Consider the following 13,642-nt stretch of genomic DNA (forward strand, 5'->3'; position numbering starts at 1 on the left):
TTTCCACGAAGTTGTTTTCGCTCCAAAAGCATTTGAGGTAATCATTTATACGAACAAACTCAGGGACAGAAATCCCTCCCTGAGTTATCCTCCAGCGTGCTATTTCCAACCTCCTCCAAGAGATCTGTATAAATTAGATACAGCGTTAAGTTCTGCCCTTTTCAATGCGGCCATTTCCAGTTCACCCTGTAAAACGTTGCCTTGCGCCGTGATCACCTCCAGATAATTGGCTAATCCGTTTTTAAATAGCAGCGATGCATTAGCGGTTGCGCTTTTTAGCATATTCACCCGCTCGGCGGCGATGTTACTTTGCAGCTTTAATTTTTCAATGCTTACCAAAGCATCTGAAATCTCTCCCACTGCATTCAATACCGACTGTCTGAAAACCAGAATAGATTGTGTCCTTTCGATTTGGGCAAGCTCGTACTGTGAGCTGAGGCGTCTGCGGTTTAATATGGGCTGAGCAATACTGCCTGAAACTATGCCAAACAATGATGCCGGCACATTAAACCAGTCACTGGCCTTAAAAGCATTAATCCCCCCTGATGCGGTGATCCGTAAGGCAGGGTATAAATTGGCCTTACTTATACCTACGTTAGCATTAGCAATGGTCAATGTCAGTTCCGCTGCTTTGACATCCGGTCTGCGACCCACGATTACTGAGGGTATACCCGTTGACAAATTGGTATCTGTATTGATTTTCAGAAGTGTTGCATTTCTTTCAATCATATCAGGCAGCCGACCGGTAAGGATTTTTAATGCATTTTCCTGTATTGTAATATTCTGTTCAAACAGAGGCACCAGCTGAGCTGCAGCCTGTCGTTGTGCCTCAGTTTGCTGTACTGCAAGAGAAGTTACCTGCCCGGCCTGAAACTGTAGCTTAACGATATTTAAAGTGCTGTCATTTAACCTGACGTTTCTCCGGGCAATGTTCAACTGAGCATCCATCATCAACAGATTGTAATAACCCTGTGAAATTCCGGCAATCAAATCGGTCTGTATCAGCTTTCTTGCCTCCTCAGTTTGCAAATACGCGGCTAGTGCGCTCTTTTTCTGATTCCGAATCTTTCCCCAGAGATCTGTTTCCCATGAAAGTGAAAGATTTGCAGAATAATCCTCAACGTGACGGGCGCCAAGTCCAAATTGCCTGATACTCAAACCCGTGACACTGTTGTCGGAAGGACGACTGGAACTGGCCGTACCATTAAAGGCAATTTCGGGAACATTGTTCCATTTCAGCTGCCTGAGCAATACCTGGGCCGATTCTATTTTATTTAACGCGATCTGTATGTCATAATTGTTGATCAAGGCCGTATCAATCAAATCCCGCAGCGTTTCATCAGTATAAAAATCCTTCCACAGTATTTCACCAATGCCGGTAGAATCACGCTGTAACGCGGCATTCCTGAACTGATCCGGAACTATAAGCGGGGGTTTTTGCATGTCTTTAGAAACCCTACAGCCACTTAAGAAAATCAGCAGCAGCACACTAAATCTTATCTTATTATTATTCATTTTTCTGAAGTTAATGAGCTGCCTGAAGCAGCTCCGATTTGAAGTTTTTTTGACCTTTTACTCAGTTACCAGCGCAAGATCTTCTTCTTGATGTTTTTTATGCTTATCCTCCTCTAGGTCAACTATGTTTGTACCTACAATTTTTTCATGCAGGCTCTGAAATATGACAAACAGCACTGGAATGATAAACACTCCAAGCAATACTCCCGAGAGCATTCCGCCGGCAGCTGAAATACTGATGGAATGATTTCCCTGGGCGGAAGGACCTGTTGCAATGCTCATAGGAAACAATCCAACCACAAACGCCAGAGAGGTCATTAAAATCGGTCGCAGACGCAGCTTTGAAGCCTCCAGTGCGGCAGCGAGAATAGATTGGCCCCTTTTTCTGCGCTGAAGGGCAAACTCGACAATCAGGATAGCATTTTTGGCCAGTAATCCTATCAGCATGATCAGGGAGACCTGAACGTATATGTTATTTTCAATTCCAGTAATCCCGAGCACCAGAAACACTCCAAACACACCTACTGGAATGGAAAGTATTACAGCTAAAGGAAGGATGTAACTTTCATACTGAGCGGAGAGGATAAAATAAACAAATATGAGGCTCATGATAAAGATAATCGTGGACTGCCCTCCAGAGGAAAGCTCTTCTCTGGTTTGGCCCGAGAACTCAAAAGAATAACCCTGTGGCAGTTCCTTTGCCGCCAATACCTGAATCGCCTTTATCGCATCACCCGTGCTAAATCCAGGCTTAGGAATCACATTAAGACCAATTGAACTGAACATGTTATAGCGGGAAACTGTTTCAGAGCCATAAACCCGTGTAAGTTTCGCCAAGGTATTTATAGGTACCATATCACCGCTCTTATTCTTCACATAAACCCTGTCCATCGCCGAAGGATCGGCCCTGTCAGCAGCATCTGCCTGAACCACTACCCGATAATACTTTCCAAACCTGTTAAAATCCGAGGCCTGTGCAGTACCAAAATAAGCCTGCATGGTTTGAAGGACATCCTTTACGTTCACACCAAGCTGGGATGCTTTATCGTGGTCAATTTCCAATTCCAATTGCGGATAGTCGGCTTTAAATGAGGTGAAGGCAAATGCAATTTCTTTTTGTTGCATCAACTTACCGATAAAATCCTTTGAAATCCCGCTGAATTTATCCAGCTTGCCCCCGGTTTTATCCTGCAAAACAACGTCCAGAGCTTCAACATTACTGAAACCAGGAACAGTCGGGAAAGTAAAAACGAAAAAGCTACCTCCTGTTATTTCATTAAGTGTACCCCGGATGATATCCATAACCCCGTTTAGGTCTTTTGTTTCTCCTCTTTCTGCTGTCGGCTTTAAAATGACAAAACATACCGCCTGGGAGGGGCTATTAGAGGAAGTTAAAATGCTGTACCCGGAGATGGCATCGGTGAATGCCACTGCCTGAAGTTCACGCAGTTTTTTATCTGCTACCTGCATCAGATTAATGGTTTTATCCAAAGAGGTACCCGACGGTGTATTTATCGCAATGGCAATGAAACCCTGATCCTCGGCAGGAATAAAACCACTTGGGGTCCTGTTGACCATCCAAACCGTACTTAACACGACAAGCAGCAGCCCCGCCATACTTAACCACTTATGACGAATCAGGAATTGTAGTGCTCCGACGTACCTCTGAGTCATGGCATTAAAGCTGTGGTTAAAACCAATGAAGAATCGCTTAGTGAAGCCCTTTTTTGGTTCTTCACCCTCGACATGGTCACTCTTCAGAAATAGGGCGGCCAGCGCCGGGCTTAAGGTCAGTGCATTGATGGCAGATATAATAATCGCTGTTGCCATAGTAAATGCGAACTGGCGGTAGAAAACACCTGTAGATCCTTCCAGAAAACCGACCGGCAGGAATACCGCTGACATGACCAGCGTTATGGAAATAATGGCGCCTGTAATCTCATGCATTGCCTCTACTGTAGCGTGCTTTGCATTGAGCTTTTTGTGTTCCATTTTCGCATGGACTGCCTCCACGACGACAATGGCATCATCGACAACAATCCCAATAGCCAGAATCATGGCAAACAATGTCAGTAAGTTGATTGAAAATCCAAACAGGTGCATGAAAAAGAAAGTACCAATGATCGCCACAGGCACCGCAATGGCAGGGATTAAGGTAGACCTTAAATCCTGTAAGAAAATAAACACCACAATGAATACCAGAATGAATGCCTCAATCAGGGTATGTATGACCTGTTCAATGGATTGGTCAAGTGAATCTTTGGTATTGTAAAATATAGAGTGTTTCACACCTGTCGGAAAATCTTTAGCTGCTTTTTCCATAAGCTCAGCTATGGCAATCTGGATGTCGTTGGCATTCGACCCGGCAAGCTGAATTACACCTATTGCGACCCCTTTTTTTCCACTCAACTGCGTCAAGCTGTTATAAGTATAGGCACCGAATTCGACCCTTGCCACATCCCTTAAACGCAATACAGAACCATCAGCGTTCGAGCGGATGGGTATATTTTCATAATCCTCAGCGTTCGTAAATTTACCCTTATATTTTATTACATATTCAAATACTACTTTATTGCCTTCGCCAAAACGTCCGGGAGCAGACTCCAGACTTTTGTCCTGGATGGCAGCCATTACTTCACTAGGCATAACCTTATAATTCTCCATCTGCGATGGATTAAGCCAAACACGCATCGAGTAGTCTTTATTTCCTCCAAAAATCGTTGCAGAACCAACTCCCGGAATCCGTTTGATTTCTGGGAGAATATTGATCTTGGCATAATTCGCTATAAATACCGGATCGTATTTCTTTTCGTCTTCAGTGTACATCCCCAGCACCATAATCAGACTATTCTGCTGCTTTACCGTCGTTATGCCTTGCTGTACAACCTCTGCCGGTAACTGACTGGTGGCCTGGGCAACCCTGTTCTGAACATTTACCGCAGCCTGGTCAGGGCTGGTTCCCAATTTAAAATAAATGGTGATCGCAAGTGACCCATCATTACTTGCTGTTGAGGTCATATAAGTCATGCCCTCGACACCATTTATGGATTCTTCCAGTGATGGTGCGACCGACCTTAAGACCGTTTCGGCGTTCGCTCCGGGATAATTTGCTGTTACCATTACTGCGGGCGGAGCGATGTCCGGGAATTGTTGCAGCGGCAATTTAAACAGTCCTATCAAGCCCAGAGCCACCAATAAAATAGAGATGACTGTGGCCAGGACCGGTCTTTCTATGAATTTCTTTAACATAATTTTTAGATAATTTGGTGATTATTTTTTGGCAACTGCGGTATTTACTGCTACAGACTGGGGATTGATGATTGCCCCTTCCTGCAGATTACTGAATCCACTTAAGACAATTTTTTCACCGCGTTCCACACCCTCTTTCACCAAATAATTAGAACCGCTTCTACCAACAATGGTAATGGGTTTCATTGTCACTTTATTGCTGTCTGCAACCGAATACACAAATACCTTGTCCTGAATTTCGACTGTAGCTTCCTGCGGAACGATCATGACATCCTTATGTTGAAGACTTAATCTTACTTTTCCGGTATTACCAGAGCGTAGCAAGCCCTCCACATTGGGGAAAATTGCACGTAAAGTTATTGCACCCGTGGAATTGTCAAACTGACCATCGATCATATCAATTTTTCCTTTTCTCGGGTATTCAGAATTATCGGGTAACACCAGGGAAACCTCAGGAAGTTTCGACAGCTTATCGGCAAGAGTCTCCCCTGGATATTGATTTTTAAAATTCACAAAATCCCTTTCCCCCAGAGCGAAATAAACGTGGACTTCATGAACATCAGACAGTTCTGTAAGTGGCTCCTGATCATTTGGTCCAACCAGACTTCCCTGTTTTTTTCTTAGCCGGCTGATATACCCGCTTGTTGGGGCCTTAATCAGTGTATAGGCCAGGTTGATCCGCGCTGTAGCCACATTTGCCTTCGCCTGATCGACATTTGCTTTAGCTACTTCACAGGCAGCATTTGCAGATTTCAGCTGATAGTCAGACACTACGTTGTTCTGGACCAGCGGTTTTAGCTTTTCTACCTCCAAACGCGCATTGATCAAAGAACTTTCTGTGGCATGCTGGCTCGCTAATGCATTGTTCAGTGCAGCGCGGAATGGTTGCTCATTAATTTTGTAAATGGCTTGCCCGGCTTTCACAAAAGCACCCTCATCCACAAATATTTTGTCGAGTGTTCCGCTAACTTGTGGCCGGATTTCAATATTGACCTTGCCTTGTATGGACGCGGGATAGTCCTGATAGGTGGTCTGGGTTTCCGAAAAAAGGCTGGTGATCGGTAAGGTTGGGGCTGGAGCAGTCTCCGCCTGTTTTGGCTTAGATGAACAGCCAGCAATAACAACTGTAAGAACAGCATAAAAGAGTGATTTCATTGGATTGTATTTAAGATTAAAATTGTTATAATTCATTTTTGGAAGGATTCCATATTTATTGACACCGTTGAGTTTTCAATGCAAAAAAACTACTTATGACTGATTTACAGGTAATTAAACCACAAACAGTCAGTTTTAGACCAGACATGGCAATTCCTTATAACACACGGATAAGTATTACCAACGGGCCAGCTATTACAAAAAATAAAAACGCATTACTTACAAAAGGTTACTGTTATTTTCTGCCGTTATGAGCAGCTCTAATCCTCTTTTCGGGAAGGTTAACATATAAAATCGTTACGATACAAAACGCGCGGATAGCTAAAGAAATGTAGAAAAGTGTTTCCATAAAATTTAGAGTTTACAGGATTGCGGGCAACAGATTAAATAGGATACTGATCCTTTTTAATAATCTTTGATTTCATGAGCTTATATAATTCAACAAAGCTCCGGAGTTAAAAATGACTAAAACTTCAACTACCTAAAGAAACGCTCCCTGCGTTTAATTCTATATTCATGATGAATAAAAACCAAAGGCGAGCCAAGTTCCTCATGCGTTGATAAAAGATCTGAGTAAAAATGGAAAGATTTACAAAAGAGACGATCACCCTATTTTCGAAAAAACAAAGCGTGATCATCCTGTGAGAAATCTGAATTTGTGAGTCAATAATCGAATCTATCGGCTAATTTAAGCCCTCCATTGGATAATTGAGAAAAATGAACGGAATATACAAGCGAGGTAAAACCGAAAAGCTGAACAGATTCTTACTCAATCTGGCTTTTGAAAACATTGTTTTCAAACCAAATTTGAGATCTTTCCATTAATTTAGAATTTGATTCTTTTTTAATGGTTTCATATAGCCATTGAAGGTTTTTTGCTTTTAGTGACTCCTTTATCTTGTTTTCCGTTTCTATCATGACCTGATGGATGGTACAAAAATCCCCTTTTACCCAAGGTAAATCACCCCGATCCACCAATATGCACCGCTCTCTGATCCCGTTACATTGAAAAAAAGATATTTCTCCTTCAACTGCCAATACTATATCTAAAAAGGTAATCTGATCAGGTGATTTGGCCAATGAGTATCCCCCTTTGACTCCAATATTGGATCTAACTATTCCGTACTTCTTCAGTTTAGTAAAAGCTTTCGCCAAATAGGTCTCAGAAATATTCTGGAACTTAGATAAATCGCGGATGGTTATCGTGCTCCCTTTGGGACTACCCACAAAATACACTAAAGAGTGTATCGCGTATTCTACATTTTTTCCTAGAGTTGGCATTTCCTATATTTTAAAGTCTGTAAATATTTAATGAAAGGATTGATTTCAAAATTAAGTTTTTAAAAGTTAACAATTTGTATTCTTGTCATCAGAAATACAAATATTATCATCAACCTGCTGGATGTGCTCTGAGTTTAATACTGGCTTGCAACAGTCCACGGCCTCATTACATCCTATACAGGTAGTAACATATTTGCGGATCGACCGTGCAATATTCTGTTACATCTGTTATTTGATCCTGCTATTTGCATTCACCATGGGTTGGCTTAACCATGTGCCTATAGTTTTTGGTATCACTATAAAACCGTGTAGCAACTGATACTACCATAATTTAGCTTTTGACTAATACCCCAGTCTGGGGTTTCGGCTACTTAAGCCTCTTCAGTTAGCCTTTGTAACAACTGCAGTATTGGATTAAAGTTATTTGGAACACTTTTAATTAAGATAATTATTATCTATAATATCTATTTTTATAATCTAATTTTTAAGTGATTCACAATGAATCGAGTGCATTTAAACAATGACAAATTAGTTTACTTGCTTTCTAGCGGCTTACTCACTTGCTTATGCTTAAAAATCATTCGCAAAGCCTGATCCTTAGTTAAATAAGCAACAATCCATTCATATAGCGTCTTAATTTTATTGTCGTAATTGACCAGGGAAATCAAGTGAATAAACAACCAGCCCAGCAACGCTAAAAACCCACTCAGATGCACTTTATGCTTAAATAAATCTGCAACCGCATGATGCCGGCCTACTATTGCCATATCACCCCTGTCAAAATATTTAAATGGTGTTGGCACCTTACCTTTTGCAATGGTAATGAGATTCCTCGCTAAGGTACGGCCTTGCTGAATAGCCGGCTGTGCCAATTGTGGGTGGCCCTTTGGATAAAGATCATCAGTCTGCTGGACACTAATATCCCCTATAGCATACACATTAGCCAGCCCGTATACCCTATTAAAATTGTCAGTTTTCATTCTATTTCCAATGCCAAGACTACTATCAGGGATTCCCGCAAAGGTGTGTGCAATTATTCCTGCACACCAGATCAAGGTTTTTGTCTCGATAACTTCTCCATCAGAAAAACTGACCTGATCATTCGTAAAACTCGTCACACGGCTATTTAGTTTAATTTTTACACCCAACTTAATTAACGCATCGTAGGTTTCCTTATGCGATTTTTCACTCATTGGTGCAAGCAGCACTGGATTACCGTCCACTACTAATAACTGACCATCCGCCCCTTTTAGCTCAGGATATTCTTTTTCAATGATGTGATTTTTCATCTCTGCCAGCATACCAGCCACTTCTACCCCTGTTGGTCCTCCTCCCGCAACGACAACTGTCAAAAGCTTTTTCCTTTCGGCAGGATCACTTTCAATAGCAGCTTTCTCTACGGTTTTGATCAATTCATTCCTCATAAACAGCGCATCTTCCATTCCTTTGAGTGAAATGGCATTAGCCATAACGCTCTCGTTCCCGAAAAAATTTGCTTTTGCACCCGCGGCGAAAACCAAGTGATCGTATTTTATTTCACCCTCATCTAAATAAACAACCTGATCTTCCGTGTCTATACTGATCACCTCTGCCAGCCTGAAATGGATCCCTTTATCTCTAAACAGTTTTCGAAAAGGATAGCTAATGCTGGAAGCATCAAGGAACCCGGTAGCAACCTGGTAAAGCAAGGGTGTAAAGAAGTTGTAATTGTTTTTGTCAATAAGTGTCACATTGTAATACCTGTTATTGAACATTTGCTGCACAAACCTTAACCCAGCGAAACCTCCGCCCACGACCACAATATTTTCTTTTGCGTGCTTTACTTTAATATTACCCATTGTCTTAAAAATTAAACTTTACAATTACGCCTTTGTCAGCCTCTCTCATTAACCATTCATAAGAGATTTCACTGGGAGACTTTAATTGCGCTAACTAGTGTCGCAAATATCTATATTAAGAAAAATATATTTGTCATGGCTATGTTAAGCTTGAAAAGAAGACCATTAAAAACGAGGCCACTGTAAAAGTCTTCTCAACATTTCAGGCTGAAGAAGAGCAGAAAAACTAAGGTTTCTGCTCTTCTTGGCATCTTAAAGCAGGAGTCCTTTCTTCTGCAAAAATATTGCCTTGTAAATTTTCCTTAAATTGTCAATACCTATAAATGGTAACCTTATATCATTGCCACCCCGCTGAGCCCATTGAATCGCAGCCTAAAAAGCTTTGTTCAGCATATCAAGAATACCTTCATTTTCTATAATGATCATCCCGAAGGTATATTTGGGTATCTGATCTTGCATCACCGTCGGCAAATAAGCAAATTTAAAATTGTCACACTTCTTCCTTAAATCTTCACCAACCTCAATAATATGCGTGGAAATCATAAAAAAACAATTCCTGTTTTCTGAAAAAGCCTCTGTGATAGCCAGTGTGGCATCATATGCATCCTTTACATTGGTGCCTTTAAACAAATCATCAAATATGACGAACAGATTTTTATCTGCGGCTACTTTTTTTACACGCAGCACTTCGGCATAAAAATGGCTATAGCCCATATCCAGGTTATCCGGTACATTAATGGACATAAGACCTTCCTTTACAGAGAATTACATAACTGTTACTTTTCCAGTTGTGCTCGTATTCAGCAGAAATTGCACCTTTAAAATTATGTCTTTTCAATTCAGCGATTATACCCGGAATATTTGAAATCCCGTCCCCCTAATGCACATCATGACCATCTTTACTTTTTTCAAGAAGGTCTTTCATGTGTGCGTGGAGGACATGGCCTTCAAGTTTTTTGAGGCATTCAACAGGGTCTAATCCCGAGCGTACCCAGTGACCAATTCCGCACAAGCCCCGATACGCTGACTCTTGCCCTTAATCGCATTCAATACTACCTCCGGTTTCCAATAGTGGGAAAGGATTCGGGTGGTTATGGATGGCCACATTGATCTCATACTTATCCGCCGGTTTTGACAGCAGCGGAATGTCTCTTTCATTTGGCTCTAAGGTGATGGTATGTATGCCCATCGCTTTGCAAAACTCAAACAGTTTAGTCCAGTCAGCCTCGCTGTCTGCCCCGGTAACTCCAAAAGCGACAACTTTCACGTTATTAGCTTTGAGCAGTTCTAAAACCGCTTTTCTTTTGCCTCATCCATATCAGGACCCATTGTTCCCGTTATGCCGCCACCAATTTGTTGCCCTGGAAATGCCTCAACATACCTCAGCTTACAGCTGTCATTTTTTTTTACGGCCTGTGCGAAGGTAAACAACCTAAAGGTATAAGCCTGAGAGCCCAGTTCCCAGCCTAACCTGGCTTCAGGATTATTAGATGATGAGCCGGATTTGCTAGAATACATGCTTTTACAAGCACCCATAACAAGTAGCAAACATAACCCTGAAACAATTCTTTTAGCTCTTTTCAGGGAATTTAACGTAATAATCATCCATGTGTTAGTGTTCATATGTGTGATAAAATTTGGTCAATTTTTGAGAGGTTAAAAAGGGTCACACTTAAAACTAGCTATAAGCGGGCCCAGGGATTTTTCCCCTCTTGTTTCAAGAGCCGAAAAATGGTGCCGATGTAAATCAGATCCAGAACAAAAGTAAACCCGACAATAATATTCATCAAATGAGCCTCCCCTTTATGAAGTATGAACAAGTAATAGATACCCACAGTAAGTCCTGTGCCTATACATTTAAAAACACCAATCGTGAGTGATTGTCCTTCGATACTTTTCCGCTCCCAGATCATCAAAAGAAAACAAACGGAAATGATCAGATTTTGCAGATAAGCGATAAAAATGGCACCCTGAAAAATGTCTGTCTTGAAATAGTTGCTGAACTGTCCGAAGAAAGGGCCGCCTGTCAGCATAATCCCAAATGCCACTAAAAATGCCATTATAGAAAAAATCAGCCAGGTCGGCTTTGAAATCCCATAGCGACGAAAAAAATAGGAATAACTGTACATAAAATAAGTCGCAATAATTCCAATATCACAGAGCATCCAAATTCCATTTATTATGGCGCCTGCAACCCCGGTTGCCGCCGGAGGATAGACCAGGGCAAAGACAACTTCCCAAGCAAAATTCAGTGCCAGCGGTACCAGCGGCATCCCGTAAGATTTATCCTTTATCCCGCGGTAGGTCAGTGCAATATATACCACAGTCCAGGCCAGTCCGCTCGCTGAGGTTGCAACCATTTCTGCATTCATAATTCTTATTCTTTTATGCTAGGTATTTTGTGCGCCGCAGGTTTTATTGCCCTGACAGCCCTGTATTTTTTCCAAAATGGTTACAGGCCAGGACATATCCTTTGTTTAAATAAAGCCGGTGCGCATCGTGCAGCATGTATCCGCTATCAAGATGAACTGAAGGTATATCCTCTACTACTGCTTCCTGGTCGACATAGTCAAGCAAGGCGCCAGCGTATCCCCTGCCTCTGTATTCCGGGTCAGTATATAAGTCGTCAATATAAATCATCCAGCTTGTCCTCAGGGTATGCATAACCCGGTAACCGATGAATGCTGCGGCTTTGGTATTGTCATCTGCAGGAATATAAATCAGTTTAAATCTTTCGTCTTCGATCATTTTCATGACCAGATCAATATAAGTTGACTCGTTCAGATTGGTCCGGAATGCAAAAAGTACCTCTTTGCAAAACGCTACCTGTGCTCTTGTTTCAGCAGATATAAATTTCATGATCTATTAATTGTTTAAAAGTTGTTCAACCTTCTCTCTTGCCAAGACCAGGGAATCCTCTCCAAGAGCCGAGCCGTTCAGCGCAACGTGTCGGACATCATCAATTCCCAAGATACCAAATACTGTTTTGAGGTATTTCGTCTGAAAATCCATGTGTTCATAAAAGTCTCCGGGGTCATACCCCATATTTCCACGAACCATCAGCAGGAACGCACTTTTGTCTTTCAGCAGTCCTGTGTAAGGATTTTTGATGTCGTCTTTACTAACCAGAACCGTTTCATTTACACGCAGCACCTGATCGATATAGGCCTTCAATACACTGGGCACTGACCAATTGTACATGGGGGTGCCAATAACAATGACATCAGCATCCTTAAGCTCGGCGACTAACTCATCGCTTATTTTCAGAGCCTCCAGATCTTCTGCATTGCGCAGCTCTGAGGGCTTGAAAGCCCCTGCAATCCACTTCTCAGTGACATGGGGAATATTATCCTGTCCCAATCCCCGATAAATGATGGTATCACCGGGATGTCTTTGCTCCCATAGCTCGACAAATACATTGGTCATATACCTACTGATTGAACGTTCTTTACGGGCACTTGCATTTATAATTAATACTTTACTCATAGTATGAAATTTTGTTTAAAAGTTAGGATAAGGGATGCAATTTCTGGGATACACCCATACGGTTCAACACATTTATACTGATCACCGCAATAATTAATTTAGCCGTCATTTCCTTTCCGAAAAGCGCCACCGACTCACCATAAGTTTCATCGCTCAGCCCATTATCAGCAATCAAGGTGATTTCCTCGGTAAGCTTCAAGACAACCTGGTCTTCAGCACTGAACCAGTCCTTCGCTTCCCGCCAGGCACTTAAGACATATAATCTTCTAGGGTCTTCGCCATGTTTTATGGCTTCCTTAATGTGAATATCCATGCAAAATGCACAACCGTTAATCTGGGAACCCCGGATCTTGATCAGTTCATGCTGTAGTTTATCTATTCCGGCATTTGCCAAAAACTGCGACAACTGCATGATTATTTGATAAGACTCGGGAATTAATTCTTTAATATTTAATCTTGATGACATAAGTATATTTTAAAATTTGATAATAAGTTTTAATCTCTTCGTTCTTGTCGATACTGCCGCATCACTAATCTTTGATTTATTGCCTCTGTAATGATTTTCGGCAACACTAAAGCGGTACAGCAATGCTCAGTTTAACTTTGACGGGCCATTCAAATATGCATCGACACTCCAGGGAAATTTGGAGAATGAAGCCAGTAGTAAACCTGAAAAACTCACGGTAAATACTGAAGAATTGAAGGGTGCCCGAACGTGCAGGAAAAGCATCATGCTCCCGGCAAAGATCAGCGTCAGCGCGAAACATCCAAGAGCAGCATACCTTGTCTTATAACCGGTGATAAGCATCACGGCAAACAGAACTTCAAAAACGGTCGCAGCAAAACCAAAATAAGCAGCTACGCTGAGACTCAGGTAAGGCATAAGCAGGTGTGTATAACCGACAAAGCTGGTCCAATCGCCCCAGTTTACGTTCGGAGATCCGGGTCCGCCGAAATATCCCGTGCGGTCCAGCACGGGTAACAAAAAACCAATCCCTAGGGAAAACCGCAATAGTAATTGGGCAATAAAAAATGGATTTCTCATATCTATGTCGTTTTGATTATACAAAGGTATCCTACGAAAAAGGCTAAATAACGTACCAGATAAAAATATATTA

At 41.8% G+C, this 13,642-nt stretch carries 13 protein-coding genes; all 13 read right to left on the bottom strand.

Annotated elements, in window-relative coordinates:
• Positions 1-99: 99 nt before the first annotated feature.
• Complete coding sequence (locus tag AC6CH7_RS05495; RefSeq protein WP_498261738.1) at positions 100-1,515, bottom strand: efflux transporter outer membrane subunit; 1,416 nt, start codon at positions 1,513-1,515, stop codon at positions 100-102.
• A gap of 57 nt (positions 1,516-1,572) precedes the next feature.
• Positions 1,573-4,764 carry an efflux RND transporter permease subunit gene (locus AC6CH7_RS05500; RefSeq protein WP_498261739.1) on the bottom strand — a complete coding sequence of 1,064 codons (3,192 nt, stop codon included), beginning with the start codon at positions 4,762-4,764 and terminating at the stop codon, positions 1,573-1,575.
• 21 nt (positions 4,765-4,785) lie between these two features.
• Positions 4,786-5,919, bottom strand: coding sequence for an efflux RND transporter periplasmic adaptor subunit (locus AC6CH7_RS05505; protein ID WP_498261740.1), 1,134 nt, complete (start codon positions 5,917-5,919; stop codon positions 4,786-4,788).
• Between the two features lie 765 nt (positions 5,920-6,684).
• Positions 6,685-7,200: an RrF2 family transcriptional regulator gene (locus AC6CH7_RS05510; RefSeq protein WP_498261741.1), complete on the bottom strand. Its 516-nt coding sequence runs from the start codon at positions 7,198-7,200 to the stop codon at positions 6,685-6,687.
• Between the two features lie 533 nt (positions 7,201-7,733).
• Positions 7,734-9,038 carry an NAD(P)/FAD-dependent oxidoreductase gene (locus AC6CH7_RS05515; RefSeq protein ID WP_498261742.1) on the bottom strand — a complete coding sequence of 435 codons (1,305 nt, stop codon included), beginning with the start codon at positions 9,036-9,038 and terminating at the stop codon, positions 7,734-7,736.
• Positions 9,039-9,410: 372 nt separating this feature from the next.
• Positions 9,411-9,782, bottom strand: a complete 372-nt coding sequence (locus AC6CH7_RS05520; RefSeq protein ID WP_498261743.1) for a MutS-related protein — start codon at positions 9,780-9,782, stop codon at positions 9,411-9,413.
• Positions 9,783-10,074: 292 nt separating this feature from the next.
• Positions 10,075-10,305, bottom strand: a complete 231-nt coding sequence (locus AC6CH7_RS05525; RefSeq protein ID WP_498261744.1) for a hypothetical protein — start codon at positions 10,303-10,305, stop codon at positions 10,075-10,077.
• A 20-nt stretch (positions 10,306-10,325) separates the two neighbouring features.
• Entirely contained in the window at positions 10,326-10,661 is a 336-nt protein-coding gene (locus tag AC6CH7_RS05530; RefSeq protein WP_498261745.1) for a hypothetical protein, read from the bottom strand.
• A 59-nt stretch (positions 10,662-10,720) separates the two neighbouring features.
• Positions 10,721-11,410: a transmembrane-type terpene cyclase gene (locus AC6CH7_RS05535; protein ID WP_498261746.1), complete on the bottom strand. Its 690-nt coding sequence runs from the start codon at positions 11,408-11,410 to the stop codon at positions 10,721-10,723.
• 43 nt (positions 11,411-11,453) lie between these two features.
• Positions 11,454-11,897, bottom strand: a complete 444-nt coding sequence (locus tag AC6CH7_RS05540; protein ID WP_498261747.1) for a GNAT family N-acetyltransferase — start codon at positions 11,895-11,897, stop codon at positions 11,454-11,456.
• A 6-nt stretch (positions 11,898-11,903) separates the two neighbouring features.
• Positions 11,904-12,524, bottom strand: a complete 621-nt coding sequence (locus AC6CH7_RS05545; protein WP_498261748.1) for an FMN-dependent NADH-azoreductase — start codon at positions 12,522-12,524, stop codon at positions 11,904-11,906.
• A 22-nt stretch (positions 12,525-12,546) separates the two neighbouring features.
• A complete protein-coding gene (locus AC6CH7_RS05550; RefSeq protein WP_498261749.1) occupies positions 12,547-12,990 on the bottom strand; it encodes a carboxymuconolactone decarboxylase family protein in 444 nt (147 codons plus the stop codon).
• A 126-nt stretch (positions 12,991-13,116) separates the two neighbouring features.
• Complete coding sequence (locus tag AC6CH7_RS05555) at positions 13,117-13,569, bottom strand: hypothetical protein (protein ID WP_498261750.1); 453 nt, start codon at positions 13,567-13,569, stop codon at positions 13,117-13,119.
• Positions 13,570-13,642: the final 73 nt, after the last annotated feature.

This window comes from Pedobacter sp. GQ55, assembly GCF_059758925.1.